This window comes from Caproicibacterium amylolyticum, assembly GCF_014467055.1.
Classification (GTDB): Bacteria; Bacillota; Clostridia; order Oscillospirales; family Acutalibacteraceae; genus Caproicibacterium; species Caproicibacterium amylolyticum.
Genome location: NZ_CP060696.1, coordinates 2,850,132 through 2,875,959, shown reverse-complemented (window position 1 = coordinate 2,875,959; position 25,828 = coordinate 2,850,132). Strand labels below are relative to the sequence as shown.

Sequence of the window (25,828 nt, the reverse complement as noted above, 5' to 3'; positions counted from 1 at the left end):
TTTTTAAAAATGGGTTCGCTGTTTTTTGTGGAGTAAATGTTTTAGCCCACAATCAAAAAAAGCGGGACGGTGGGCAGGCAGTATACCGTCTTTTGATTCAATACTGCAGAGATACGGGGCGAAACCAGCAGACTGGCGGGTTTGGTTAGGCGATAGGTAACGGAAATATCATATGCTTTTATCTTTTTTGCCTTTGCAGGGTCAGAGGTTTGGTAAGCGTCTTTTAATTCCTGTGTGTCCTTCTCACTGTATTTCCACGTTGTCTTCTCAATGCGAATAGGATTCCGTTTGGTCAAAGCCACGTGGAAGTCCAAATCGTCGGTCAGCAGAACTTTTAGGGCTTTTCTGCCGCTGCTGCTCTTCTCATCGTTAAAATGTACGAAATGCACAGCGGAATAGCACTGCCGAGCCATGCCAGTGGGTTGGAAGCGGACGCACCGGCAAAACCAAATGGCCCCACCAGCGCAAGTGCCGCTACGGTGCGCATGACCAGCTCCATAATGCCCGCGAAAGTCGGCACAAAACTTTTGCCAAGCCCTTGCAGGGTATAGCGAATCACAAACAAAACAGCGAGAATGAAGTAGCAGCTGCTGTTGATTATCAGGTACACCTGCGCAAGGTCGATTACGCCGGCGGCATCTTCCACAAACAGGCGTACCAAATACTTGCCGAACACAATGTTGACAAATGCCATGACAACACTCAGACCGACAGAAATCATCAGGCACTGCCGCACACCCTTGCGGATGCGGTCCATTTTTCCCGCACCGTAGTTTTGCGCGGCATAGGTTGCCATAGTCATGCCAAAGGACATCATGGCCATAATCGCCAGCTGGTCCACTTTGCTTGCAGCGGTGTAGGCGGCTACAGAGGTGGCACCAAGGCCGTTTAGGGCGGTTTGCAGAATTAGTGTGCCAATGGCAATGATGCTGCTCTGGAAGCCCATTGGAAAGGCTACACGAGCGTGTGCAGTAAGGTCCTGTCGGGTAATTTTCCAGTCCTGCCGGTGCAAATGGAGAATCGGCAATTTTTTTGCAATAAACGCAAAGCAGCAGGCACAGGAAATCAGTTGGGCCAGCACCGTTGCGTAACCGGCACCGGCGACACCCATGTGAAAATTCAGAATAAACACAAAGTCCAGCACAATATTGATGATGCTCGCAATAATCAGGAAGAAAAGTGGGGTGCGGCTGTCGCCCAGTGCGCGAATAATGTTGGAGAGCAGATTAAACAGCATAGAAGCTACAATGCCGGCGAGAATCACTATAATGTATTCGTAAGCCTGTTCCTCAATTTCGGCGGGGGTATTTAGCAAATGCAGAATGGTGCGCGCCAGCGGCACGCTGACTGCTGTTAAAACAACGGTTGTCACAGCGGAAATCAGGATACTGGTCGTGAAGCTTCGCCTCACACCGGCGGCATCCTCCGCACCAAAACGCTGTGCAGTGATGATGGACAGTCCGGCAGTAACGCCCTGTGCGAAGCCGAGAATCAGGAACGTGATGCCGCCGGTGCAGCCGACTGCCGCCAGTGCGTTTACGCCCAGTGTCCGGCCGACAATCAGGGTGTCTGCCATGCTGTAAAACTGCTGAAAAAGATTGCCAATCAGCAGCGGAATGGTGAAGAAGAAAATGAGTTTCAAGGGATTGCCGCGAGTAAGATCTTTGGTCAAGTGGAAACCTCCAGTGCTAGAAAATCTATTCAGTTAAGTAATATTAGTAACGCATAAAAATCGCGTAAAGTCAAGTACCTGCGGCATTTTTCGCATAGGGAAAAAGTTCAAGCAGGGTATGAGAAAAAAACACTTTTAAAATCATCTGGTTTTATATTATTTATTATTGATTTAACTTGATTTTTCTTATTCTGTGGTGTAAACTGAAACCGAAATACAGTGAAAACAGTTGCATATAGAATGGAGCGATACAGATGCTGTATAAAAACGCCCAGTTGCTGGATGGCGACTTTCGGCTGGTGCAGGCGGACCTGCGCACAGAAAACGACCGGATTGCCGAAATCGGGCAGAACTTGCGGGATGAACAGGAAACGGATCTTACCGGCTGCCTGCTGCTGCCGGGTTTAGTAGATATTCATATTCATGGCTGTGTAGGTGCGGATACCTGTGACGCAGACCCGCAGGCAATTCGCAAAATGGCAAAGCACCTGGCAGCGTGCGGCGTAACAGCATTCTGCCCCACAACCATGACAGTCAGCGAGGAAAACATCCGTGCGGCGCTGCGTGCAGTGCGTGCGGTGATGGATGCACCGGCAGAGGGTGCTTCGGTCCTGGGTATCAATATGGAAGGACCGTACATCAACGCCGAAAAGCGCGGCGCCCAAAAAGAAGAGTTTGTCTGCACGCCGAATTTGGCACAGTTTTATTCGTTCTGGGAAGATAGCAACAAAAGTATTAAGCTGGTGGATATTGCTCCGGAATGCACTGGAGCGGATGCGTTTATCCGCGGCGCAAAGGAACTTTGCACGGTCAGCATTGCGCACACAGAGGCAGACTACGAAACTGCTTCGCAGGCATTCCGCACCGGTATTACCCATGCGACACATTTATATAATGCAATGCCGGGCTTCAATCATCGCGCACCGGGTGTGGTAGGGGCTGTGTTTGACAGCAATACTGTTACAGCAGAATTGATTTGTGACGGTTTCCATATCCATCCTGCGGCATTGCGGATAGCGTTCCGGCAGCTGGGTGCAAAGCGCATTTGCGTGATCAGCGACAGTATGCGCGCTGCTGGACAGCCCGACGGTGTTTCCGAACTGGGCGGGCAGACCGTTTATGTGAAAAACGGTGAAGCGCGCCTTGCAGATGGAACTATTGCGGGCTCTACCACCAATCTGCTGAAAGAAGTGCAGAATCTGGTGGCTTTCGGCATCCCACTGCCGGACGCTGTGCGTGCGGCCAGCCTGACCCCGGCAAGCGAAGTGCGGGAGGACCGCACACGCGGCTCTTTGGAGCCGGGTAAACTTGCGGATATGATTATTTTGGACAAAGAAACACTTGCCCTGCGGCAGACGATTGGCAGAGGCAGGGTGCTTGCATAAAACAGAAAGAACCGCCGCCCAGTGTGCTGAAGTCTGCACCTTGGGCGGCGGTTTTGTATAAAAATCAGTAAAATTACTTTCCGCCGCTTTCTTAGAAAGCGACTAGGGGTTTGGGGGCGAAACCCATCACGACCCTGCACTTAGTATACTGAGAAGCAGGTCTGGGCTGCAAGCCTAGGATCTTAGCACTTTCGTACGCTTCAGCCTGCCAGCGACTTGCCGGAAAGTTCTGTGTGCGTACTGCCAACCAGATTCTGCGGGTCCAAAATGCTTTCCAGCTGTTCAGCTGAAAGACCGCTTTCTTCCTGCGCCAGTTTGCGCAGAGGGGTGCCGGTACGCAGTGCTTTTTTGGCGAGCGCCGCAGCCTTGCGGTAGCCAATGTAAGGGCACAGCGCGGTCGCGGCACCGGTACCTGCTTCCAGCAGAGCGCGGCAGCGTTTGCGGTCAGCCTGAATGCCCAGTATGCAGTTGGCGGTAAGGGTTGCGGCTGCGTGAGTTAGGTCTTCAATCGAATCGTACAGGCGGTCAAGCAAAACCGGCTCAAAGGCGTTCAGTTCCATTTGCCCTGCTTCGGCGGCCATGGTGATGGTGGCGTCATTGCCAATAACCGCAAAGCACACCTGCGTAACGACTTCCGGAATGACGGGATTAACTTTGCCGGGCATAATAGAGGAACCGTTCTGCATGGCAGGCAGCTGCAGCTCACCCAGCCCCGCGCGCGGGCCGCTGGAAAGCAGACGCAGGTCGTTGCACATTTTGGAAAGGTCAACTGCACAGGTTTTCAGAGCGCCTGAAACTGCGACAAAGCCGTCTAGATTTTGTGTTGCATCCATTAAATCTTCTGCGGTGTGCAGCGGATAGCCGGTCAGCTGAGAAAGAATCGGCACAATGCGGGCGCGGTAAACCTCTGTGGTGTTAATGCCGGTACCGATTGCCGTGCCGCCCAGATTTAAAACGCACAGTTCCCGCCGCGCCTGTTCCAGCCGTTTTGCGTCACGAGCAATCATGTGTGCAAAAACAGAAAAAGTTTGTCCCATTGTTTCGGGAACAGCATCCTGCAGCTGGGTACGGCCGATTTTTACAACATCGGCAAATTCCTCTGCCTTGTGTGCAAGGGCGTTTTGCAGCGCATGCAGCTGCTGCGCAAGCGGAATCATCAGTTCCAGCGCGGTCAGCTTGCCGGCGCTGGGAAAAACATCATTTGTAGACTGTGCCATATTCACATGGTCATTCGGGTGAACAGCGCTGTAGTCCCCTTTCTGCTTGCCGAGCAGTTCAGCGGCACGGTTGGCAATCACTTCGTTTGCGTTCATGTTTGCGGAGGTGCCGGCACCCCCCTGAATGGGGTCAACGATGAACTGGTCGTGCAGATCCCCCGCAATGATTTCGTTGCATGCCTGTACGATTGCCTGCATTCTGGGGGCATCCAGTGTGCCTGCCTCATGGTTCGCCAGCGCAGCAGCCTTTTTAATCTGCGCAAGGCTGCGGATAAATCCGCCGCGCAGGGTACGCCCGGTGATGGGGAAGTTTTCTTTTGCGCGCAGACTCTGTACACCGTAGTAAGCCGCCGCAGGAACTGCTTTTTCTCCGATAGAGTCACTCTCAAGCCGTGTGTTCATACTGTCCTCCTTAAAATTGTGTATCTATCCATGTGCCACATTCATTTGCTGGAAATGACTATAGCACTTTACCGGGCGGACTGTAAATAGTGTTTCTGAATTTCAAAAAATAGACAGAAAAAAGCGGGCGTGCGCTTTTTTTCACATGCCGCTTTTTAAAAATACTTTATTTAATTTTGAATGGATGCAAGAGGACATATTGTACAGGCAGAACTGCTTTTAATAATAAAGTTAAAATGTGAAAAACTATAGAAATGCAAAATTTTCGAAAAATGCAATAGCGCCGGAGAACCCCTTGCTAGGGTTCTCCACATCAAACACTCCACCGGAGTGTTTAACTCCTTTCCTGCGCTTTTTGTTGATACTAGGGGCAGGCCAAAGTCAAGGAAAAGGTCGTGGCGCTTCGCGTATCACACTGCGGGCGCTTTCTGAGAATACCCCTTTGGGGCGAGGGTGGAAAGCAACCTATTGGCGGAAGTTTTGCTGAAGAGCCATTTACTGCATAATTGTGCTGCCTCAAGGCAGACTAGTTTTAACGGAAACTTATGCTGAGGTGATGAAAGTTGGATATATTGCGTGCGTTTTTGGTGGGCGGTGTTATCTGCATTGTTGGTCAGCTATTAATGGATCTGACAAAGCTGACTCCGGCACGAATCTTGGTGGCGTTTGTAACAGGCGGCGTTATTTTAGGCGCATTGGGCGTTTATGAACCGCTGGTAAATTGGGCGGGCGCGGGTGCAACCGTGCCGCTGACCGGCTTTGGCTATTTGCTGGCGAAGGGTACAAAAGAGGCAATTCAGCAGCAGGGCGCTGTGGGCATTTTTACCGGCGGGCTGACTGCATGTTCGGCCGGCGTTGCCGCGGCGGTGGCATTCGGCTACTTGGCCGCGCTGATTTCCAAACCGGGAGATAAAAGCTGAATAGATAAAAAATGGGGCGGGCCTGCATTTTACAGACCCGCCCAAACTGTTTCTGTTTCCATACGTTCACTGGATAGAACAATCCAGATAGTGCTCCAGTTCTTCTTCATCCTTGCGCTTCTTCTCAAAGTAAAGGGTAGCTGCAACAATTGCTGCAGCAATCGCCGCCAGAGCAGAGATAACGGACAGGAACACAGTGAACTTACTATTTCTCAATTCGAGCACCTCCGTCCAAGATGAACCTTTTTATTATCATACCCAACTTTCAGGTGAAAGTCAAGCGCACAGCCAAAGGGGCCACTGCCGCAGGGTAAAGAAAAAGCAGGGCTTGTTTTGCCCTGCTTTGCACTTTTCGACAAAAAAAGAAACTCAGCCCGCTGCGTTGAGTTTATGAGCCAGTGTGCTCTTCTTTCTGGCAGCAGCGTTCTTCTTCAGGATACCCTTAGCAGCAGCCTGATCGATTGCCTTAACGGCAACGCGGACAGCCTCTGCCTTGCTGGCATCACCGGATTCAATGGCAATGTTTGCCTTTTTGATATCGGTTTTCAGGCCGGAATTAATGGCTTTGTTCCGTGCGGCTTTGGTAGCAATGACCTTCACGCGCTTCTTAGCGGATTTAATGTTCGGCATGGTCACACCTCCTTTTCAGTAGTCGTCACGTACTAATAATACTAGCATTTTTACGTGTTAAATGCAAGGGGTTTGAAAAATTATTTTGGTTATACTGTATTTGTACGGCAAAAGGCAGAAAAACACAGAAAAAAGGCCGGCTGCCGCAATTTACGGAAAAGAGGAGATTTCGGTGGGATACCGCACAGACCTTGCGCTGGAACGCGCGGGCGTAAAAGCACAGAAGGAAGAAATCAACGGGCTGCAGGTCAGCCGGATGGAGGAAAAGGGCATCCGGTATATCACGGTTGAGGCGCCGCAGATAACCGGAACGATTGACGGCGACGGCAAGCTGCGGGCATTGCTGACGCAGGAACTGCAGGATCTGCTGCCGGAAGAAGGGGAAGTGCTGGTAGCAGGGCTTGGAAACCCGCAGGTCACACCGGACGCACTGGGACCGTTTTGTGCGGACAGAATGCTGGCAACACGCCATGTGCGCGGACGAGTCGCTATGGAGGTCGGCCTTGGCGGGTTGCGCAGTGTTTCGGTGACAAAGCCGGGCGTGCTGGGAACAACCGGGGTGGAAACCGCGGAACTGCTGCAGGCACTAATCCGGCAGCTACACCCGGCGGCGGTGGTGGCGGTGGACGCCATGGCGGCGGGACGGCTGCATCGGCTGGGGAAAACCGTACAGATCAGCGACGGCGGGATTTCTCCCGGTGCCGGCGTTGGGAATGATCGGCCGTCCCTGTGCCGGGAAACACTGGGTGTGCCGGTCATTGGGCTGGGTGTGCCAACAGTGGTGGACGCGGCAACACTTTGCAGCGATTTGTGCGCGCAGGAGGTAGAGGGCGCTTCCCGCATGATGGTAACACCGCGCGAAATTGATACGCTGGTGGTGCGGGCGGCGCACCTGCTTGCGTTGGCACTGAACTGTGCACTGAATCCCAGTTTGGAGCCAGAGGTGTATGAACAGCTGGTTGCAGTGTGAGTTTACTGTCCCTGCGCAAGTGTTTTCAGCTGTTGTGCCAATACCTGACCAAACAGCGAACCGGAGTAGGTGGCTTCCTCCAGTGTGTTAACTTCTGTACCGAATTCACACAAAAGCGAACCGCATGTGACCTGCTCATTGTAACGGGTGGGGCCGAAGTCCAGCGGCCGCATCAGGTGCGGGAACATATCGGCGGCACCTTTTTGCAGATGTACGGCAAGCCGCAGGTTTTGTTCCCAGTTTGGAAAGCCCAGTGAACCGTCATCATCACAGCCGGAGATAATCATGATTTGACAGGCGCGTTTGCCGTTTACCAGCACGGTTGGTTTGTAGCGTGTGCCACTTTCGGTGGTCATGGTGTCGCGGTGTATGTCCAGTGTGACCTGAATGGAGGGGTACTTTGACAGATTTTTCGCCATGGTTTCCGCACTGCGGGTATAGCTTCCGTTAAAAGCGGGGTCGTCGTGAATGGTTGCGTCGTGGACAACGCCAATTCCGGCGGCCTGCAGGCTCTTAGTAATGGCGTCACCGACAGCAACAACGCTTTTAGAGGCATCCCGCGTGCGGGTTACATCGGCGTATGCTTCTGTGGTATGTGTATGATAAATCAGCACCATAGGGGTGCCGTCTGTTTTGATTTTCAGCGGCGGTTTTTCCTTTAGCACCGATGTAACGTCCAGTGTGTGGTTCTTATTTGCGTTTTTCACGCGAATGCCGTCCTGTTCCTCACCAGTGTTTGAAATATCAGTTTCAAAAATGTGATTGCCGAGATCTTTGTCCGGCAGCTGTTGGGTGGAACCTTGCCCAGAAGGCTGTGAGGCTGCGGAGCTTGCCGGTGCTGATGAGCTGCTGACAGCGGAGGATGCTGCAGAAGAAGCGGAGGATGCAGGAACGGGCAGGTCAGACGAAGTATAAACGGAAGTTTCCGGTCCCTGCTCCCAGGCTCGTACAGCACCCGTTGGCAGAATAAACCCGGCTGCAGCCAGTGCACTTTCCTGTGCGGAAACTGAAGGAAAACGCGCAATGACGCAGGCACAGGCAGCCACCATGAGCAGAACGGTTCCCACCGCCTTGACTTTCTCATTCATAGCAAAATCCCCCGATTGCTTTAAAAATCCTTGTTCGGCAGACCAGTATAACGAATACTATGGGAAAATAGTGCCAAATATGAGCAGAGGGAAAGAGTTTTAAAATTAGAAGAGGATGTGCCGCATGAAAAAAAGATGCAGAAGAACGTTCCTTTCGGCATTCACTGGTACACTGCTGGCGGTGTTTCTGCTGGCCGGACTGGGCAGTGCAGATGTGATTTGCAGGCATATGGCCTATGCGGACGGACGAACTCTGTATGAGGTGCGTCTGCGTCCACTGATTTCGTGGCAGGATTCCGTTTGTAAATTTACTGATTTATGGTATAATCAATTCGTAAACATTATTTGCCCAGAGGCGCTGGAGGATTGACTGTGACCTGTCGTAAAATGAAACGGAAGCATACATCCCGCGCGGCGGCCGTGCTGCTTTGCGCAGCGGCGGTTTTTTGCTGTGCGGTTCTGCCGGCTTTTGCGGAATCCGGTGCGGCTTCGGAACCGGCAGCTCCCTCACACACGGTGACTTCGCAGGCACCAGTTCCGTCTAAAACGGAACCGCCCAAACCGGCGGCACCGTCCTCACAGGCGCAGGCAGCACCCTCAAAGGCGGTTTTCTCCAAAGCTGCGGTTTCTTCTAGAGCAACTCCTTCCAAGCCGGCATCTTCCTCTGCGGCAGTTTCACGCAGGGCATCTGCCGCGCAGGCAGCAGTGTCCTCACGGGCAGTATCCTCACAGGCATCTTCAAAAAACGCTTCTTCAAAAGCGTCGTCGGCGGTCAGCGCCGCGGCCGGAGGAATTGTGCTGCCGAGTGTGGGCAGCATTTCCGAACAAAATATGTTTTCCAATCCGGTAGATACGACCAGACGAAATGCAACCATCAACGGTGTTGGCATTGCGCTGTGGACAACTGCAGTCACAGTGGTGGTACTGATTTTTCTGGTGGTGTACCGGAACCGGAACAAGGCGCGCAAGGAAACGGTGGGGCATCAGCGTTACCGCTCGGTACGCCGCGATAAAAAACAGCGCCTGCTGGGCAACAAATATTACAATGACAGCAAGTATAAAGACGAATAAAAAAAGGCCGCTGCAAAGCGTTTTGCAGCGGCCTCGTTTTATTCATCCAGCTTTAACACAGCCATGAACGCGTCCTGCGGGAGTTCGACAGAACCTACCTGACGCATACGCTTTTTGCCCTCTTTCTGCTTTTCCAGCAGCTTCTTCTTACGGGAAATGTCGCCGCCGTAGCATTTTGCAAGCACATCCTTGCGCAGGGCTTTTACCGTTTCGCGGGCGATAATGCGTCCGCCGATGCACGCCTGAATCGGCACTTCAAACAGCTGGCGCGGAATTTTGTCTTTCAGCTTTTCTGCCATTTTGCGTGCGCGGGAGTAAGCCTTGTCCGCGTGAATGATAAAGCTCAGTGCGTCTACCACTTCACCGTTAATCATGATATCCAGTTTGACGAGGTTGCTCTTTTCGTAGCCGGAAAGTTCGTAGTCAAAGCTGGCATAGCCACGGGTGCGGCTTTTCAGTGCATCGAAAAAGTCGTAAACAATTTCGTTAAGGGGCAGGATATAATGAATATCTACACGGTCAGTGTCAATATACTGCATATCCTTGAAAACACCGCGGCGCTCCTGACATAAATCCATGATGTTGCCGACGTACTCACTTGGTGTGTAGATATGCGCGTTTGCAATCGGTTCTTTTGCTTCCGCAATGGTGGAAGGGTCCGGATAGTTGGTCGGGTTGTCGATTTTCAGCATGGTGCCGTCGGTCAGGGTAATTTTATATACAACGCTTGGCGCGGTGGTGACTAAGTCGAGATTGTATTCACGCTCCAGCCGCTCCTGAATGATTTCCATGTGCAGCAGGCCGAGGAAGCCGCAGCGGAAGCCAAAACCGAGTGCCACGCTGGTTTCCGGTTCATAGGAAAGCGCGGCATCATTGAGCTGGAGTTTTTCCAGTGCATCCCGCAGATCGGGGTATTTGGCACCGTCTGCGGGGTAAATGCCGCAGAACACCATGGGCTGCGCGGCGCGGTAGCCGGGCAGGGCTTTGTCCGCGGGGCGGTCGGCGAGCGTGATGGTGTCGCCAACGCGGGCTTCCTTAACGGCTTTGATAGACGCAGTGATGTAGCCGACTTCGCCTGCTTCCAAAATACCGGCAGGCTCAAAGGAAGTGGCGTGCATATAGCCGCACTCCACAACGGTGAAATTGCAGCCGGTGGACATCATATGAATGGTGTCGCCGGTATGCACAGTACCCTGTACAAGGCGTACATGCGCTACAACGCCTTTGTAGGCATCGTAGTAAGAATCGAAAATAAGTGCCTGAAGCGGTGCTGTACTGTCCCCCTGCGGCGGGGGAATGAGATGAACAATCTGCTCCATGACGTCCGGAATGTTCAGGCCGGTTTTGGCGCTGATGCAGGGTGCGTCTTCTGCCGGAATACCAATCACGTCTTCAATTTCCTTTTTGACGCGTTCCGGGTCGGCACTGGGCAGGTCAATTTTGTTAATGACCGGTACAACTTCCAGCCCGGCATCCACGGCGAGGTAGGTGTTTGCCAGCGTCTGTGCTTCGATGCCTTGGCTTGCATCCACCACCAGCACGGCGCCCTCGCAGGCGGCAAGGGAACGGCTGACTTCATAGTTAAAGTCAACGTGGCCGGGGGTGTCAATCAGGTTAAAAACATAGTCGAGACCATCATTGGCGGTGTAGACGAGTGTGACCGCGTGTGCTTTAATGGTAATGCCGCGCTCACGTTCCAAATCCATATCGTCTAGAATCTGATTTTCCATTTCACGCAGCGGCACCGACTTGGTTTGCTCCAGAATACGGTCGGCAAGGGTGGACTTGCCATGGTCAATGTGCGCGATGATGCTGAAATTGCGAATTCGTTCGCGTGGAATATGCAAAATTGGGCTCCCCTTTCCTGTATGGGTTACGCTTTATTTTCCGTTAAATATTGTTTATAGTATAGCATAAAGCAATGAAATGCAAAAGAGCCGTTGGAAAGAATTAATTTATACATAAAGTATTAATCTGTAAAATTGTACAGCTAAAACAAAGGAGTGCAGGCAAATGGAACCAATCGGACTTTATATTCATGTGCCATTTTGTGATGGGAAATGCCCTTACTGCGACTTTTTTTCTATGAGCGGGACTGCAGAAAGCATGGATAACTATACAAAAAGTATAATAATCGCAATAAAAAAATACAAAATGGAATTCCCCGGATTGCAGGCGGATACACTTTACTTCGGCGGCGGCACGCCCAGTTTGCTTGGGGCAGAGCGGCTATGCCGGATTTTAACAGCCGCGCAGGAGAATTTCAGCTTGAAAAACGCGGAAATTACAATGGAGGCCAATCCGGACAAGTCCTTGAAAGAACTATTCCGGCAGGTAAAGCAGGCGGGCGTGAATCGTGTTTCCCTTGGGCTGCAGAGCGCAGATGATGCGGAACTGCGCGTACTGGGGCGGCGGCACACCGCGGCAGAAGCAGCACAGGCAGTGCAGGACGCACACGCTGCCGGAATCGACAACGTTTCGCTTGACTTGATGCTGGCAGTGCCGGGACAGACCGAAGCAAGCCTGCAAAACAGCATTGCTTTCTGCCTGAATGCGGGTGTCACGCACCTCTCTGCTTATCTGCTGCGGGTGGAGGAGCATACCGCCTTTTGGCAGCAGCGGCAGGTGCTCTGCCTGCCGGATGAGGACGAGGCCGCGGCACTATATGAAACTGCCTGCGAACAACTGGAAGCAGGCGGATTGCAGCAGTATGAAATCAGCAACTTTGCGCTGCCGGGAATGGAGAGCCGGCACAACCTGAAATACTGGGAACTGAAACCATATTTGGGCCTTGGCCCGGCGGCACATTCCTATTTTTGCGGCAAGCGCTTTTACTGGCCGCGTTCCTTGAAAGGTTTTTTAGATGGAGAAGCACCTTTGCCGGAAACAGACGAAGAAATTCCGGCGGGTTCCTTTACGGAGTATGCCATGCTGCGCCTGCGGCTGACGGCGGGACTGACCGAAGCGGAGTGTCAAAAGCAATTTCAACATGGTATACCTGCGGAAATGCGCCAGATTGCAGAAAAATACACTGTGGCAGGACTTACAGAGGTAACAAGGGAGTACATTCGATTTACCAGAAAGGGCTTTTTGGTAAGCAACGCACTGCTTGCAGAGATGCTGAAAGTGCCCGAAGAATGCGGAAATTCATAATGTATTTACAATTAGCCTATTGACAGCGGGGTAAAGTAATGGTACATTTATAACTGTAGTTAGCACTCGTGCACACAGAGTGCTAACGCAAAAGGGGTGAGGATGTGGAACTGACACCGCGCAAGCAGAAAATCCTGAAAGCCATCATTGAACTGTACACCGTTTCCGGTGAACCGGTTGGCAGCAAGGTTTTGTGTGACTGCCTTGACTTTTCCGTATCCAGTGCCACAGTACGCAACGAAATGAGCGACCTCGCGGCAGTTGGGCTGCTGGACCAGCCGCATACCTCCGCCGGACGGGTGCCCAGCGAAAAGGGTTACCGGATGTATCTTGACGAATTGATGGCACCCACGCCGGTAACGCCGGAGGAACGGCATTTCATTGACGCACTGCTGCTGCCGAGCGCCTATGACCCCGAAAAATTGCTGGACGGTGTGGCACGCACACTGGCGGGGCTGACGCATATGGCAGCGATTACCACCACGCCGAGCGGAAGCAGCGCGGCGGTGGCGGGCATCCAGTTTGTACAGACCAGCCGCCGGACCGCAATGGTGATTTTAATGACAAGCTCCGGCACGATGCACAGCCGCGTATTTCACTGCGACTTTGAACTGACGCCGGAAATCCTGCGTGTGTTTTTCCGTGTGTTTAACGAGAGCCTGGCAGGAAAGCCAGTGCGCAGCATTACACCGGCGTATATCCAGACCATGGGCGCGGCAATGGGAGAGGCGGCGCTGCTGATGAGCAGTGCGCTGATGGCACTGCAGGACGTTGCCCGCGAAGCAATGGGCAGCGATGTGCGTATGGACGGGCAGACCAACCTGCTGTTCTTCCCGGAGTTCAACGCGGAAAACCTGCGCCGCATGATGCGCTATCTTTCCCGCCCGCAGGAGGTTTACCGTCTGCTGGAACGCGCAGGAACGCGGGTCTGCATCGGACAGGAAAGCGGTGTTTCCGCACTGCGGGATACCGGCCTGATTACCGCACACTATGCGGTGCGTGGGCAGGACGCCGGTGCCATTGCGGTGCTGGGGCCGATGCGGATGGATTATCCGAAGCTGATTGGCAGCCTTGATTATCTGGCACGCAGTGTGGGAAGAATGCTCACAGAATTAATTGACCTGCAGTAGCAGAAAGATGGATTATAAGCGATTTCGCTTACGATATACCTTGTAAAAGAAAAGGGGGTACGTGTAATTTTGAATACCGAGGAAAAGAAAGAAACAGAAGATACGGAAAAGGAAACTGCCGAACAGGCACAGGCCAAAGCCGCACCGGAAACGGAACAGCCCCAAAAAGAAGAAAAGAAAGCGGACAAAAAAGAAAAAAAGGCTAAGAAAAAATCACAGGAAGACTTACTGAAAGAAGATTTGGAAGCTGCAAAGTCGGAAGCAGCAAAACAGAAAGATCTGCTGATGCGCACCGCGGCAGAATACGACAACTTCCGAAAGCGTACGGAGCGCGAAAAAAATGCGCTGTATGCCAATGCAACAGCGGACGCGGTGCAGGAGTTCCTGCCGGTGGCGGATAATTTGGAACGTGCGCTGAGCCAGGCAGACTGCTCCGTGGAAGACCTGCGCAAAGGTGTTGAAATGGTGGAGAAACAGATGGCGGCAGCGCTGGAAAAGCTGGGTGTTAAGCCGATGGGTGAAAAAGGCGAGCCGTTTGATGCGCAGTTCCACAATGCAGTTTCGCACATAGAAAGTGAAGATTTAGGCGAAAATGTAATTGCAGAGGTTTATCAAAAGGGCTACCTGCTGGGCGAAAAGGTGGTGCGCCACGCAATGGTGCAGGTTGCGAACTAGCAGCCCAGTTTTCCAAGTCGCTCTTCTTTTCATGAAATAATAAACTTTGAAAATAAAATGGAGGTACGAACTATGAGTAAAACTATTGGTATTGACCTTGGTACAACCAACTCCTGCGTTGCGGTCATTGAGGGCGGCGAGCCGGTCGTTATTGCAAACGCGGAGGGTGCACGCACAACCCCCTCTGTGGTTGCATTTAAGAAAGACGGCGAGCGTATTGTTGGTCAGGCGGCAAAGCGCCAGGCAATCGCAAATCCGGAGCGCACCGTTATTTCCATTAAGCGTGAAATGGGTTCTGACTTTAAAGTAAAAATTGACGACAAACAGTACACTCCGCAGGAAATTAGCGCCATGATTCTGCAGAAGCTGAAGGCAGACGCAGAAGCTTACTTGGGCGAGCCGGTTTCCAGCGCGGTTATTACAGTTCCTGCATACTTCACGGACTCTCAGCGTCAGGCAACCAAGGACGCCGGCAAGATTGCGGGTCTGGATGTAAAGCGTATCATCAACGAACCGACTGCCGCGGCTCTGTCCTATGGCATTGACAAGGGCGAAGAGCAAAAAGTTATGGTTTACGACCTTGGCGGCGGCACATTCGATGTTTCCATCATTGAAATGGGCGACGGCGTACAGGAAGTTTTGGCTACCGCGGGCAACAACCGTTTGGGCGGCGATGATTTCGATAAGCGCGTGATGGACTGGATGGTCGGCGAATTCAAGAAAGAAAACGGCATTGACCTTTCCGGCGACAAGATGGCGGTTCAGCGCCTGAAAGAAGCAGCTGAAAAAGCGAAGATTGAACTTTCCGGCATGACCAGCACACAGATTAATCTGCCGTTTATTACCGCGGACGCAACCGGCCCGAAGCACCTGGACCTGACCCTGACCCGCGCAAAGTTTGACGAACTGACCGCAGACCTCGTGGAAAAGACTATGGGCCCGGTACAGCAGGCAATGAAGGACGCAGGACTTTCCTTCAACGAAATCAACAAAGTACTGATGGTTGGCGGCTCCTCCCGCATGCCTGCTGTACAGGATGCAGTTAAGAAAGCAACCGGAAAAGACCCCTTCAAGGGCATCAACCCGGATGAATGCGTTGCAATCGGCGCTGCACTGCAGGCCGGTGTACTTGGCGGCGAAGTGGAAGGCCTGCTGCTACTGGATGTTACTCCGCTTTCTCTGGGCGTTGAAACCATGGGCGGTGTAATGACAAAAGTCATTGAGCGCAACACCACCATCCCGACCAAGAAGAGCCAGGTCTTCTCCACCGCTGCAGACGGCCAGACACAGGTGGAAATCAACGTGCTGCAGGGCGAACGTGAATTTGCACGCGACAACAAACAGCTGGGCCTCTTCAAGCTGGACGGCATTGCACCGGCACCGCGCGGCATTCCTCAGATTGAAGTTTCCTTTGATATTGATGCCAACGGTATTGTAAACGTATCCGCAAAAGATATGGGCACCGGCAAGGAGCAGCATATCACCATTTCCTCCTCTTCCAACATGAGCAAGGACGACATTGATAAGGCTGTGAAGGACGCAGAGAAATATGCTGAGGAAGACAAGAAACACCGCGAGGAAGTAGACTCCAAGAACAGCGCGGAGCAGATGGTTTACACAGCGGAAAAGCTGATTTCCGACAGCGGCGACAAGATTGACGCGGCCGACAAGAGCGAACTGGAAACCAAGATTAATGCTGTAAAGGAAGCAAACAAGGGTACTGACCTTGCAGACGTTAAGGCAAAGTCCGAAGAGCTGCAGAAGACCATGTTCTCCATCAGTGAGAAGCTGTACAAGGCAAACGCCCCGCAGGGCGGCGCACAGGATGCGGCGCAGAACGGCACTCCGGCAGACGGCCCGGCAACCGACGCAAACGGCAACCCGGTTTATGACGCCGAGTACAAGGACGTTGATGACAAGGACGAAAAGAAATAAGCCTGATGATTTTCAGAATAGCAGGAAAGTGCAGCAGGGGCTTCTAGCGAGGCCCCTGTTGTCCTATCAGGACTTGGAAAAGTGCTGAGCGGGCGGTTTCCCTTGACTTTCCCTGCAAACGCTAGTATCCTTAAAAATTGCCCGGCAGTACGCCGCGGATTTGTGAAATTATTTATGGAAAAAGAAAATTATGTCCTGTGAGGAGGAATTTTATGGCGGACAAAAAGGATTACTATGAAGTAATGGGCGTGCCGAAGAATGCCTCGGAGGACGAAATAAAAAAGGCATACCGTAAGCTCGCTAAAAAATATCACCCGGACCTGCACCCCGGCGACAAAACTGCCGAGGAAAAATTCAAAGAACTCAATGAAGCATATGAAGTCCTTTCCGATAAGGAGAAACGCGCACGCTACGACCAGTTTGGCCACGCGGGCGTTGACCCGAACTTTGGCGGCGGCGCGACGGGTGGAAACCCGTTTGGCGGCGACATGGACTTCGGCGATATTTTTGATACATTTTTCGGCGGCGGAAGCCCGTTTGGCGGGTTCGGCGGCGGCCGGCGTTCCAACCCGAATGCCCCGCGCCGCGGAGCGGATGCGGAAGCGGCACTGGTGATCGAATTTGAGGAAGCAGCAAAGGGCTGCCGCAAGACGATTTCCTATGACAAGGTGGAAGAATGCCCGGACTGCCACGGCAGCGGCGCAAAGGCCGGAACCAGCGCAAAAATTTGTACGGTGTGCGGTGGCACCGGCCAGGTGCGCGTAACACAGAACACCTTTATGGGGGTTGTGCAGACAACCCGCGCCTGCGACCACTGCGGCGGCACCGGCAAGGTGATTGAAACACCGTGCCCAACCTGCCGCGGCACCGGCCACGTGCGCAAGAAGAAGACGGTGGAAATCAATGTGCCGGCTGGTATTGACGACAGGCAGATTTTGAACGTGCCGGGTCAGGGTAATGCCGGTGTTAACGGCGGCCCCGCCGGTGACCTGCATTTGCTGGTGAATGTACGCCCGCACCCACTCTTTGAGCGTAGAGGAAACGACATTTGGTGCGATATGCCGATTACATTTACACAGGCCGCTTTGGGCGGTGAAGTGGTGGTGCCGACGCTGGACGGCAAAGTCAGTTATCAGGTGCGTGAGGGTACACAGCCCGGCGATGTCTTTAAGCTGAAAGGCAAGGGCATTACCAAGCTGGGCGGACGCGGCTGCGGTGATCAGTATGTGCGTATGGTGCTGGAAGTGCCGAAAAATCTGACTGTGAAGCAGAAAGAACTGCTGAAAAAGTTTGAAGACAGCACCAGCGAGAAAAACTACCAGAAGCGCAAGGGCTTTTTTGACAAACTGAAACAGAAATTCGGAGAGTGATTTCCGTATAATAGAAGCAGGGATGCCGATGCAGCAGGCATCCCTGCTTCTTGATTTTGTTGGTGAAATACTGCACATTGACATTGCCTGTACAATTTATTATAATAAATAAGTATATCTAAACGCGGGAGCCATACTCCCTGAAAAGGTGGTAAAACCATGCAGAAACAAACAGTTTTGACCAAGGAAGGCCTTGAAAAGCTCGAAAAAGAGCTGGAAGAACTGAAAGGTGTCAAACGTAAAGAAGTTGCGGAAAAAATCAAAGTGGCACTGGGCTATGGCGACCTTTCCGAAAACAGTGAATATGATGAGGCGAAAAATGAGCAGGCCATTTTGGAAGCCCGCATTGCGGACGTCGAGGCTATGCTCAAAGACGTCAAAATTATAGACGAAAGCGAATTGGGCAGTGCGCACGTCCACATTGGTTCCACTGTGCGTGTGCGGATTTCTGACACAGGCAGCACAGACGGCAAAGAACTGCAGCTGAAAATCGTGGGCAGCAGCGAAGCCGACCCGATTATGGGATGCATCAGCGACGAAAGTGCGGTTGGTGCCGGTCTGCTGGGACATGCACCGGGCGAAAAAGTGGAAATTGACGTTCCTGCCGGAACCAAAGTTTACGAAATCATTGAAATCGTAAAATAAGCGGTTTTCTGCCGAAAACTGTGTTTTTCAGACAGTCTGCGTCAAAGCGGAGCCGGTGCGCGTTTTTGCATCGCTGTCTGCCGCTTTTTCGCAGCTGTTTTGCTGTTTGGATGTTTAAAGTGTCAGTATTTAGGAGGAATCAACAATTCATGAGTGAAAATAAGGAAAATCAGGCGCAGCCGGAGCAGGACCTGGGCGAGCAGCAGCGCATTCGCCGCGAAAAGCTTGCCGCCCTGCGTGAAGCCGGCAAAGACCCGTTTGCTGTTACAACTTGGCCGCAGGACAGCTTTGCCGCCGGAATCAAGGAAAATTTTGAGGAACTGGAAGGCAAAGATGTGTGCATTGCCGGCCGCATGATGAGCCGCCGTGTGATGGGCAAAGCGAGTTTTCTGGATGTGGCAGACAAAACCGACCGCATTCAGGTTTACTTCCGAATCGATGAAGTGGGCGAGGAAACCTACAAGGAATTTAAGTCCTACTGGGATGTCGGCGATATTATCGGCATTAAGGGCCATGTATTCCGCACCAAGCGCGGTGAAGTGAGCGTTAAGGCTACCGGCGCGCAGCTGCTGAGTAAGAGCCTGCTGCCCCTGCCGGAGAAATTTCACGGTTTGACCAACACAGATACCCGCTACCGCCAGCGCTATCTTGACCTGATTGTGAACCCGGAAGTGCGGGATACATTTGTAAAGCGCACGCAGATTATTTCTGAAATCCGCAAATTTCTGGATGACGAGCAGTTCCTGGAAGTGGAAACACCGGTGCTGCACACCATTGCCGGCGGTGCTTCCGCACGTCCGTTCATCACACACCACAACACGCTGGATATGGATTTGTACCTGCGCATTGCGCTGGAGCTGTACCTGAAGCGGCTGATTGTCGGCGGCTTTGAGCGTGTGTATGAGATTGGCCGTGTTTTCCGCAACGAGGGCATGGATACCCGCCACAATCCGGAATTTACGGAATTGGAACTGTATCAGGCATATACGGACATCAACGGAATGATGGACTTGACCGAAAACCTGATTCGCACGGTGGCAACTAAGGTGCTGGGTACAACCAAGGTGGTTGTACACGGTGTGGATGTGGACTTTGCACAGCCCTTTGCACGCATCAGCATGAAGGACGCTGTGAAGCAGTACGCGGGTGTGGATTTTGATGACTTTAAGTCGCTGGATGAGGCACGCGCCTGCGCCAAGGAACACCATCTGCAGGTCTTGGACCGCCACAAGATGGGCGACATTATGAACCTGTTCTTTGACGAGTACTGCGAAGACAAGTTGGTTCAGCCGACGTTCCTGACCGGCCACCCAACGGATATCTCTCCGCTGGCAAAGAAGGACCCGAAGGACCCGCGCTATACAGAGCGGTTTGAGCTGTTCATCTGCGGTACAGAGCACGCAAATGCCTTCTCCGAACTGAATGACCCGATTGACCAGCGCGAGCGCTTTGAAGCGCAGGCAGCCGCAAAGGCCGCCGGCGATGACGAGGCCTGCGATGTGGACGAAGACTTCCTGACCGCATTGGAATACGGCATGCCGCCGACCGGCGGACTGGGAATTGGTGTTGACCGTCTGGTAATGACGCTGACCGGTGCAGAAGCAATCCGCGATGTGCTGCTGTTCCCGACCATGAAGCCGAAGGAGTGAGTTTATGGCACGCGAACGGTATCTGGTTCATCAGGGAGAGGAAACCATTCATAGTGAGAAGCTGGAGCATACGCCGCAGACACCAAAAGAGAAACGGCAGAACTTTTGGTATTACCACAAGTGGCATATTCTGATTGGTGTAGTGGCGGCAATTTTGCTGGGATTCATCATTTATGACTTTGCGTCAAAGGTGGAACCGGACTATCAGATTGGCCTGATCACGGAATATGATGTTCCCGAAAATGTTGTTCAGGATATGGAAAACAAGCTGCAGCTCGGCGCAAAAGACCGCAACGGCGACGGCAAGGTGGTTGTGCAGATCAGCAATTATGCGCTGGGCGGTGAAAACTCCAATGCGCAGATCACAGCGGCAAGTGTCACGCGGCTGATGGGGGATTTTACAACTTACAGCGACATGATGTTTATCTGTGACAGCAAAGGGTATGATTATATCCAGCAGCAGGAAGGCTGGGACTCTTCCAATGTAAAGATGCCAATGCCGAGTGTCATGAAGTACGACGGCTACAGCTTTACTGTTAACATGCGTGTACTGGACAAGGAAAGCGACAAGAAGTACACGGAGCATAAAAAATACTGGGATGCGAGCAAGGAAATCTATGAGAACGCAATGAGCGCGAAAACAGCTTCCAAGGCATCCTGAAAAAAGTCCGGACAGGTGGAAAGCAAATACAGCTTTCAGTCTGTCCGGACTTTTGTGTTTGGAGGGAAGGCGGCGTGAAATATAAACGTTGCTGAAAGGGCAGCAGGCAGCTGCCCTGCTATTCTTTTGCAAAAGCAGTCAGGGCAGCGGGGTCCAGCAGGGTCACACTGCGGTACTGCAGTGTCAGCCACCCCTTTTCCGCAAACGAATGCAGCACACGGTTTACCGTAATGCGGGTCACGCCGGCAAGGTTGCCGAGTTCTTCCTGCGAATTGTGGACAGTGTGTTCCGTATTGGCAAGGGAAACAAGAATGCCGGCGATACGCCGGTCGGCAGAAAGAAACGACATGGTATCCAGCTGACCGGAAAGCATGCGAACGGTTTTTGCAAGCACCTGCAGCATCTGCAGAGCGAGGGATGGATCCTGACGAAAAAGAGAAGTCAGTTCTGCACGGCCAATGCTGACGATTTGACAGTCGGTAATGGTTCTGGCGGAGGTTGTGCGCGGTTTGCCGTCGAAAAAAGCTGCCTCGCCGAAAATAGATCCGCTTTCACGGAAGGTGACGGTTTTTTCGTCGCCTTCGTCGGAAATCAGGAAAATACAGACACGGCCTTTTTTCAGGTAGTAAAAACAATCGTCCGTTTCACCCTGCAGATAAACCAGCTGATGCGAACTGAAATGCCGAAACGGCTGCCCTTCATCGAGAAAAGACCAGCTGAAATCCGGCTCGACAAAGTGAAAATTGTGCGCCACAGATTTCCCTCCAAAAGAATCATTTGAACCGCAGAATTGAAGTTCTATTGAAATTGTAACATGGTTTACATTCTTTGTAAATAATCTGTGGGATAATAAATCCAACGAAATAAGACAGGAGGCATTTTGTATGGGAATGACCATGACACAGAAGATCCTGGCGGCGCACGCCGGACTTTCCAGTGTAAAAGCCGGCCAGTTGATTGAAGCAAAGCTGGATTTGGTGCTCGGAAATGACATTACCAGCCCGGTTGCAATCAATGAGTTTGAAAAATGCGGTGCCAGCAGTGTGTTTGACAACTCACGCATTGCGCTGGTGTTAGACCATTTTGTGCCGAACAAGGACATTAAGGCGGCAGAGCAGTGCCGCCAGACGCGCGGCTTTGCCGGTAAATACAACATCCAGAATTTCTTTGACGTGGGGCGCATGGGCATTGAACATGCACTGCTGCCGGAGCAGGGACTGGTTGGCCCCGGCGACTGTATTATCGGCGCAGACAGCCATACCTGTACTTACGGCGCACTTGGTGCTTTTTCAACCGGTGTTGGCAGCACAGACATGGCCGCCGGTATGATTTCCGGAAAAGCTTGGTTCAAGGTGCCTGCGGCAATCAAGGTCGTGCTGAAAGGCAAGCCGACCGGCTGGGTCAGCGGCAAGGATGTTATTCTGCATTTGATTGGCGAAATCGGTGTGGACGGTGCGCTTTACAAATCACTGGAGTTTACCGGTGAGGGCGTTGCGGCGCTTTCTGTAGAAGACCGCCTGTGCATTGCGAATATGGCGATTGAAGCCGGTGCAAAGAACGGGATTTTCCCGGTGGATGAAAAAACACTTGCCTATGAAAAGGGACGCTTCCAGCGTGAAGTAAAGGTTTACGAAGCCGACCCGGACGCGGAGTATGAACGCACCGTGGAGATTGACCTTGCCGCACTGCGGCCGACGGTCAGTTTCCCGCATCTGCCGGAAAACACCAAGACGATTGACGAAGCGGCAGGGGTAAAAATCGACCAGGCAGTGATTGGCTCCTGCACCAACGGACGTATTGAAGATATGCGCGTTGCGGCAAGAATCTTGAAAGACCGGAAAATTGCGGACGGCGTGCGCTGTATCGTCATTCCGGCGACACAGCAGATTTACCTGCAGTGTATTCGCGAGGGTCTGACAGAAATCTTTGTAGAAGCGGGCGCGGTGGTAAGCACACCGACCTGCGGACCGTGCCTTGGCGGCTACATGGGCATTCTTGGTAAGGGCGAACGTGCAGTTTCCACAACGAACCGCAACTTTGTTGGCCGCATGGGACACGTGGAGAGCGAAGTTTACCTGGCAAGTCCGGCAGTGGCGGCAGCCAGTGCGGTAACCGGTGTTCTGACAGATCCGGAAAAACTGTAAGGGAGGAGAAAACAGATGTTTGCAAAAGGGAAAGTACACAAGTACGGGGACAACGTTGACACTGATGTGATTATTCCGGCGCGCTACCTGAACACTTCTTCTCACGAAGAACTGGCACAGCACTGCATGGAAGATATCGATAAGAACTTTGTAAAAAATGTAAAACCCGGCGACATTATTGTGGCACACAAGAATTTTGGCTGTGGTTCCTCCCGTGAGCATGCACCCATTGCCATTCAGGCAAGCGGTGTTTCCTGTGTGATTGCAAGCACGTTTGCACGCATTTTTTACCGCAACTCCATTAATATCGGCCTGCCGATCCTGGAATGCGAAGAAGCAGCGCTTGCACTTGAAAACGGCGATGAAGTGCAGGTGGACTTTGACACCGGTCTGATTACCGACTTAACAACAGGAAAAAAATTCCATGCAGAGCCGTTTCCGCCATTTATTCAAAATATCATTGATAAAGGCGGGCTGCTGAACAGCCTGCAAAAATAAGACTTCTGGTTGAATCTGTTACACACACAATCAAGCGAAAGCCGCTGTTTCTGTTGGGGAAACGGCGGCTTTCGCTGTTTGAATATGAAAAAAATTGCAGTGCAGAAGCGGGCGTGATAAAATCAGATAAACAATTATGAATGATGGGTTTTGGATTTGCTTTTCTATTTAGGCGGAATCTGCACGGCTGCTGAGTGAAATCAAACAAAAATCAGGCAGAATGGCGCTTCCTTAATAGAATATTCATCATTTGACAGATGGAATAAATTATAATAACACTGTATATTTGTACTTAAAGGAGGGCTTTGCATGTCACAAGGAAAAATTTTGGTTGTAGATGACGACCAAAACATTTGTGAACTGCTTCGTTTGTATATCGAAAAAGAGGGATTTGAGGTTGTAATCGCGAATGACGGACGCAAGGCATTGGAACTGTTTGATGCGCAGAATCCGGATTTAATTATGCTGGATATTATGCTGCCGGAACTGGACGGCTGGCAGGTGTGCCGTGAAATCCGCAAAAAGAGCCAGTGCCCGATTATTATGCTGACCGCAAAGGGCGAAGTTTTTGATAAGGTGCTGGGGCTGGAGCTTGGGGCTGACGATTATGTGGTCAAGCCTTTTGAAGCGAAAGAAGTAGTGGCACGGATTAAGGCAGTGCTGCGCCGCATGGGCAAATCCGGCAGCGAAGCCGTGAAAGAAGTACACTATGACAAGCTTTCCATCAACCTGACAAATTATGAGCTGAAAGTTAACGGCAAGGCAGTGGACACGCCGCCTAAAGAAATGGAACTGATCTATCACCTGGCAAGCAACCCCAACCGGGTGTTTACCCGCGACCAGCTTTTGGACGAGGTTTGGGGATTTGATTACTACGGCGACAGCCGTACCGTGGATGTGCATGTGAAGCGTCTGCGTGAAAAGCTGGAGGGCGTTTCTGACCAGTGGGCGCTGAAAACAGTGTGGGGAGTCGGCTATAAATTTGAAGTAAAAGAATGAGTGGTATTTTGAAAAAAGCAAGAAAAAAGACACTGTTCAGAAAATACCTGACCATGACGCTGATAACAATCCTTGTCAGCTTCTGCATTCTGGGGCTGGTGATGCTGCTGTCCTTTAACAGCAACTGGAAGCACGAAAAACGGGATGGACTGGAAAAGAACGCCCTGAGTGTTTCTGATATTGTATCCCGCAGTATGTCCCTGAGCATGAGCGGGGAACTTTCCATGGACACAGAGGGCATGGGAAAGTTTTTGCCGGCGCTGAGCCGCAACAATTCCAGCGACATTTTTATTGTCAACACAGAGGGAAAAATCATTTTGGATGCCCAGGGGATTGACGGAACCCTGCATACGGACAAAATGATTCCCAAGAACATTATGGAAAAAGCTTTAAGCGGGGTGTATGATGATCAGACGCTGCTGGGCGGGGTGTACGATGCACCCTGCTATGTAGTTGGGGTGCCGGTAACCGCTCAGATTTCCAACAAGACACAGGTGGTTGGGGCTGTTTTCACCAGCGTTGCCGCGCGCAGTCTGGTGGAGTACCGCAAGGATATTTTCCGTATGTTCCTGTTTGCTTCACTGGCGGCTTTTGCAATCAGCTTCTGCATGGTGTGGGTGTTTTCTTACAATATGGTGCGTCCCCTGCGAATTATGGCGGGCGCGGCGCGCAATTTCGGCGACGGCAACTTCAGCACGCGGGTGCCGGTAACAAGCCGCGATGAAATTGGGGAACTGGCGCTGGCATTCAACAATATGGCTGATTCTTTGGCAAGCAGTGAATATACACGGCGAAATTTTATTGCAAATGTTTCGCACGAATTAAAAACGCCGATGACGACGATTGCCGGATTTATCGACGGAATTTTGGACGGCACGATTCCGGAGGAAAAACAGGCGCATTACCTGCACATTGTTGCCGAAGAGGTCAAGCGGCTTTCCCGCTTAGTGAAAACAATGCTGGACCTTTCCCGTATTGACAACGGCGAACTGAAACTGCGCCCCGCCCGTTTTGACATTACAGAAACCGTGCTGACAACGATGCTTAGCTTTGAAAAACCGATTGAATCTAAAAGAATCGAGGTCAGAGGGCTGGAGGACACACATCCTGTGTTTGTGGATGGTGACCCGGATATGATTCATCAGGTGGTATACAATCTGGTGGAGAATGCGGTCAAGTTTACAAATGAAACCGGCTACATTCAGGTGATGATTGGGGACCAGCCCGCGCGTACCACCGTGACGATTCGCAACAGCGGCGAGGGAATTGCACCGGAAGAAATCACACAGATTTTTGACCGCTTTTACAAAACGGACAAATCACGCAGCAAGGATAAAACCGGCATGGGGCTGGGCCTGTATATCGTAAAAACGATCATTCAGCAGCACGGCGGTGAGATTACGGCAAACTCGGTTGTGGGCAGGTACTGTGAATTTTCTTTCTGGCTGCCGCGGGAAATTCCGCAGTCACCGGAATCACAGATGCCCACCACGACCGTCTGCGCGGAAGTGGTGGAACCGCCGAAAGCAAAGCGACAGGAAGCTCCGCAGCGGGATGCTGCTGAAAAAACAGCGGATAAGCAGGACAGGAAAAGCGGTTCCTGAAAAGCCGCTT

At 52.0% G+C, this 25,828-nt stretch carries 26 protein-coding genes; 17 read left to right on the top strand and 9 right to left on the bottom strand.

The features are described from left to right. Window positions 1-41: 41 nt before the first annotated feature. Window positions 42-389: a hypothetical protein gene (locus tag H6X83_RS13875; RefSeq protein WP_212507042.1), complete on the bottom strand. Its 348-nt coding sequence runs from the start codon at window positions 387-389 to the stop codon at window positions 42-44. Then, window positions 335-1,672, bottom strand: a complete 1,338-nt coding sequence (locus tag H6X83_RS13870) for an MATE family efflux transporter (RefSeq protein WP_212507041.1) — start codon at window positions 1,670-1,672, stop codon at window positions 335-337. Before H6X83_RS13870 ends, H6X83_RS13875 begins: the two co-directional genes overlap by 55 nt. 254 nt (window positions 1,673-1,926) lie before the next feature. Here H6X83_RS13870 and nagA point away from each other — a divergent pair, with 254 nt between their 5' ends. After that, entirely contained in the window at window positions 1,927-3,057 is a 1,131-nt protein-coding gene (gene nagA / locus H6X83_RS13865) for an N-acetylglucosamine-6-phosphate deacetylase (RefSeq protein WP_212507040.1), read from the top strand. Between the two features lie 200 nt (window positions 3,058-3,257). On the opposite strand, the gene H6X83_RS13860 is transcribed toward nagA, so the two are convergent. Further along, window positions 3,258-4,676, bottom strand: coding sequence for an aspartate ammonia-lyase (locus H6X83_RS13860; RefSeq protein WP_212507039.1), 1,419 nt, complete (start codon window positions 4,674-4,676; stop codon window positions 3,258-3,260). A 563-nt stretch (window positions 4,677-5,239) separates the two neighbouring features. Between H6X83_RS13860 and spoVAE the strand changes: the two genes are divergently transcribed. Further along, a complete protein-coding gene (gene spoVAE, locus H6X83_RS13855; RefSeq protein WP_212507038.1) occupies window positions 5,240-5,596 on the top strand; it encodes a stage V sporulation protein AE in 357 nt (118 codons plus the stop codon). A gap of 66 nt (window positions 5,597-5,662) precedes the next feature. Here spoVAE and H6X83_RS13850 read toward each other — a convergent pair whose 3' ends face one another. Next, complete coding sequence (locus H6X83_RS13850; protein ID WP_212507037.1) at window positions 5,663-5,812, bottom strand: hypothetical protein; 150 nt, start codon at window positions 5,810-5,812, stop codon at window positions 5,663-5,665. A 153-nt stretch (window positions 5,813-5,965) separates the two neighbouring features. Beyond that, window positions 5,966-6,226 (bottom strand): 30S ribosomal protein S20, encoded by a 261-nt coding sequence (gene rpsT / locus H6X83_RS13845; protein WP_212507036.1) that lies wholly within the window; start codon window positions 6,224-6,226, stop codon window positions 5,966-5,968. Between the two features lie 172 nt (window positions 6,227-6,398). Between rpsT and gpr the strand changes: the two genes are divergently transcribed. Next, complete coding sequence (gene gpr, locus H6X83_RS13840; protein ID WP_212507035.1) at window positions 6,399-7,196, top strand: GPR endopeptidase; 798 nt, start codon at window positions 6,399-6,401, stop codon at window positions 7,194-7,196. 2 nt (window positions 7,197-7,198) lie between these two features. Here gpr and spoIIP read toward each other — a convergent pair whose 3' ends face one another. Continuing rightward, a complete protein-coding gene (spoIIP, locus tag H6X83_RS13835) occupies window positions 7,199-8,284 on the bottom strand; it encodes a stage II sporulation protein P (RefSeq protein ID WP_212507034.1) in 1,086 nt (361 codons plus the stop codon). Between the two features lie 124 nt (window positions 8,285-8,408). Here spoIIP and H6X83_RS13830 point away from each other — a divergent pair, with 124 nt between their 5' ends. Next, entirely contained in the window at window positions 8,409-8,654 is a 246-nt protein-coding gene (locus tag H6X83_RS13830) for a hypothetical protein (RefSeq protein ID WP_212507033.1), read from the top strand. On the opposite strand, the gene H6X83_RS13825 is transcribed toward H6X83_RS13830, so the two are convergent. Beyond that, on the bottom strand, window positions 8,626-9,102 hold the full coding sequence (locus H6X83_RS13825; RefSeq protein ID WP_212507032.1) for a hypothetical protein: 477 nt from the start codon (window positions 9,100-9,102) through the stop codon (window positions 8,626-8,628). The genes H6X83_RS13830 and H6X83_RS13825 overlap by 29 nt on opposite strands. Between H6X83_RS13825 and H6X83_RS13820 the strand changes: the two genes are divergently transcribed. Further along, window positions 9,080-9,355: a hypothetical protein gene (locus H6X83_RS13820; protein ID WP_212507031.1), complete on the top strand. Its 276-nt coding sequence runs from the start codon at window positions 9,080-9,082 to the stop codon at window positions 9,353-9,355. The genes H6X83_RS13825 and H6X83_RS13820 overlap by 23 nt on opposite strands. Window positions 9,356-9,393: 38 nt before the next feature. On the opposite strand, the gene lepA is transcribed toward H6X83_RS13820, so the two are convergent. Further along, a complete protein-coding gene (gene lepA / locus H6X83_RS13815) occupies window positions 9,394-11,202 on the bottom strand; it encodes a translation elongation factor 4 (RefSeq protein ID WP_212507030.1) in 1,809 nt (602 codons plus the stop codon). A 166-nt stretch (window positions 11,203-11,368) separates the two neighbouring features. On the opposite strand from lepA, the gene hemW reads away from it, so the two are divergent. The 8 genes from hemW (at window position 11,369) to H6X83_RS13775 (ending at window position 20,573) form a co-directional block, all read left to right on the top strand. Then, window positions 11,369-12,508, top strand: coding sequence for a radical SAM family heme chaperone HemW (hemW, locus tag H6X83_RS13810; protein WP_212507029.1), 1,140 nt, complete (start codon window positions 11,369-11,371; stop codon window positions 12,506-12,508). Between the two features lie 104 nt (window positions 12,509-12,612). Further along, entirely contained in the window at window positions 12,613-13,638 is a 1,026-nt protein-coding gene (hrcA, locus tag H6X83_RS13805) for a heat-inducible transcriptional repressor HrcA (protein ID WP_212507028.1), read from the top strand. 69 nt (window positions 13,639-13,707) lie between these two features. Further along, a complete protein-coding gene (gene grpE / locus H6X83_RS13800) occupies window positions 13,708-14,313 on the top strand; it encodes a nucleotide exchange factor GrpE (protein ID WP_212507027.1) in 606 nt (201 codons plus the stop codon). 72 nt (window positions 14,314-14,385) lie between these two features. Continuing rightward, window positions 14,386-16,248, top strand: coding sequence for a molecular chaperone DnaK (gene dnaK, locus H6X83_RS13795; RefSeq protein WP_212507026.1), 1,863 nt, complete (start codon window positions 14,386-14,388; stop codon window positions 16,246-16,248). Between the two features lie 212 nt (window positions 16,249-16,460). After that, window positions 16,461-17,618, top strand: coding sequence for a molecular chaperone DnaJ (dnaJ, locus tag H6X83_RS13790; protein WP_212507025.1), 1,158 nt, complete (start codon window positions 16,461-16,463; stop codon window positions 17,616-17,618). Window positions 17,619-17,777: 159 nt separating this feature from the next. Beyond that, window positions 17,778-18,263 (top strand): transcription elongation factor GreA, encoded by a 486-nt coding sequence (gene greA, locus H6X83_RS13785; RefSeq protein WP_212507024.1) that lies wholly within the window; start codon window positions 17,778-17,780, stop codon window positions 18,261-18,263. Between the two features lie 149 nt (window positions 18,264-18,412). Next, complete coding sequence (gene lysS / locus H6X83_RS13780) at window positions 18,413-19,912, top strand: lysine--tRNA ligase (RefSeq protein WP_212507023.1); 1,500 nt, start codon at window positions 18,413-18,415, stop codon at window positions 19,910-19,912. Window positions 19,913-19,916: 4 nt separating this feature from the next. Next, on the top strand, window positions 19,917-20,573 hold the full coding sequence (locus H6X83_RS13775; RefSeq protein ID WP_212507022.1) for a hypothetical protein: 657 nt from the start codon (window positions 19,917-19,919) through the stop codon (window positions 20,571-20,573). A gap of 118 nt (window positions 20,574-20,691) precedes the next feature. On the opposite strand, the gene H6X83_RS13770 is transcribed toward H6X83_RS13775, so the two are convergent. Beyond that, window positions 20,692-21,327 (bottom strand): Crp/Fnr family transcriptional regulator, encoded by a 636-nt coding sequence (locus H6X83_RS13770; RefSeq protein WP_212507021.1) that lies wholly within the window; start codon window positions 21,325-21,327, stop codon window positions 20,692-20,694. Window positions 21,328-21,457: 130 nt separating this feature from the next. Between H6X83_RS13770 and leuC the strand changes: the two genes are divergently transcribed. From leuC to H6X83_RS13750, 4 genes are all read left to right on the top strand, one after another. Next, window positions 21,458-22,717, top strand: coding sequence for a 3-isopropylmalate dehydratase large subunit (leuC, locus tag H6X83_RS13765; RefSeq protein ID WP_212507020.1), 1,260 nt, complete (start codon window positions 21,458-21,460; stop codon window positions 22,715-22,717). A gap of 15 nt (window positions 22,718-22,732) precedes the next feature. Then, window positions 22,733-23,215, top strand: a complete 483-nt coding sequence (gene leuD, locus H6X83_RS13760) for a 3-isopropylmalate dehydratase small subunit (RefSeq protein ID WP_212507019.1) — start codon at window positions 22,733-22,735, stop codon at window positions 23,213-23,215. Window positions 23,216-23,524: 309 nt separating this feature from the next. Beyond that, complete coding sequence (locus H6X83_RS13755; protein WP_212507018.1) at window positions 23,525-24,214, top strand: response regulator transcription factor; 690 nt, start codon at window positions 23,525-23,527, stop codon at window positions 24,212-24,214. An 8-nt stretch (window positions 24,215-24,222) separates the two neighbouring features. Beyond that, complete coding sequence (locus tag H6X83_RS13750; protein WP_246419310.1) at window positions 24,223-25,818, top strand: sensor histidine kinase; 1,596 nt, start codon at window positions 24,223-24,225, stop codon at window positions 25,816-25,818. Window positions 25,819-25,828 lie beyond the last annotated feature (10 nt).

Excerpts from the sequence above, each read along its gene's own strand:
- nagA (WP_212507040.1), top strand. The coding sequence starts at position 1,927 with ATGCTGTATAAAAACGCCCAGTTGCTGGATGGCGACTTTCGGCTGGTG.
- H6X83_RS13860 (WP_212507039.1), bottom strand. The coding sequence starts at position 4,676 with ATGAACACACGGCTTGAGAGTGACTCTATCGGAGAAAAAGCAGTTCCT.
- rpsT (WP_212507036.1), bottom strand. The coding sequence starts at position 6,226 with ATGCCGAACATTAAATCCGCTAAGAAGCGCGTGAAGGTCATTGCTACC.
- spoIIP (WP_212507034.1), bottom strand. The coding sequence starts at position 8,284 with ATGAATGAGAAAGTCAAGGCGGTGGGAACCGTTCTGCTCATGGTGGCT.
- H6X83_RS13830 (WP_212507033.1), top strand. The coding sequence starts at position 8,409 with ATGAAAAAAAGATGCAGAAGAACGTTCCTTTCGGCATTCACTGGTACA.
- H6X83_RS13825 (WP_212507032.1), bottom strand. The coding sequence starts at position 9,102 with ATGCTGCCCACACTCGGCAGCACAATTCCTCCGGCCGCGGCGCTGACC.
- hemW (WP_212507029.1), top strand. The coding sequence starts at position 11,369 with ATGGAACCAATCGGACTTTATATTCATGTGCCATTTTGTGATGGGAAA.
- dnaK (WP_212507026.1), top strand. The coding sequence starts at position 14,386 with ATGAGTAAAACTATTGGTATTGACCTTGGTACAACCAACTCCTGCGTT.
- dnaJ (WP_212507025.1), top strand. The coding sequence starts at position 16,461 with ATGGCGGACAAAAAGGATTACTATGAAGTAATGGGCGTGCCGAAGAAT.
- greA (WP_212507024.1), top strand. The coding sequence starts at position 17,778 with ATGCAGAAACAAACAGTTTTGACCAAGGAAGGCCTTGAAAAGCTCGAA.
- lysS (WP_212507023.1), top strand. The coding sequence starts at position 18,413 with ATGAGTGAAAATAAGGAAAATCAGGCGCAGCCGGAGCAGGACCTGGGC.
- H6X83_RS13775 (WP_212507022.1), top strand. The coding sequence starts at position 19,917 with ATGGCACGCGAACGGTATCTGGTTCATCAGGGAGAGGAAACCATTCAT.
- leuC (WP_212507020.1), top strand. The coding sequence starts at position 21,458 with ATGGGAATGACCATGACACAGAAGATCCTGGCGGCGCACGCCGGACTT.
- leuD (WP_212507019.1), top strand. The coding sequence starts at position 22,733 with ATGTTTGCAAAAGGGAAAGTACACAAGTACGGGGACAACGTTGACACT.
- H6X83_RS13755 (WP_212507018.1), top strand. The coding sequence starts at position 23,525 with ATGTCACAAGGAAAAATTTTGGTTGTAGATGACGACCAAAACATTTGT.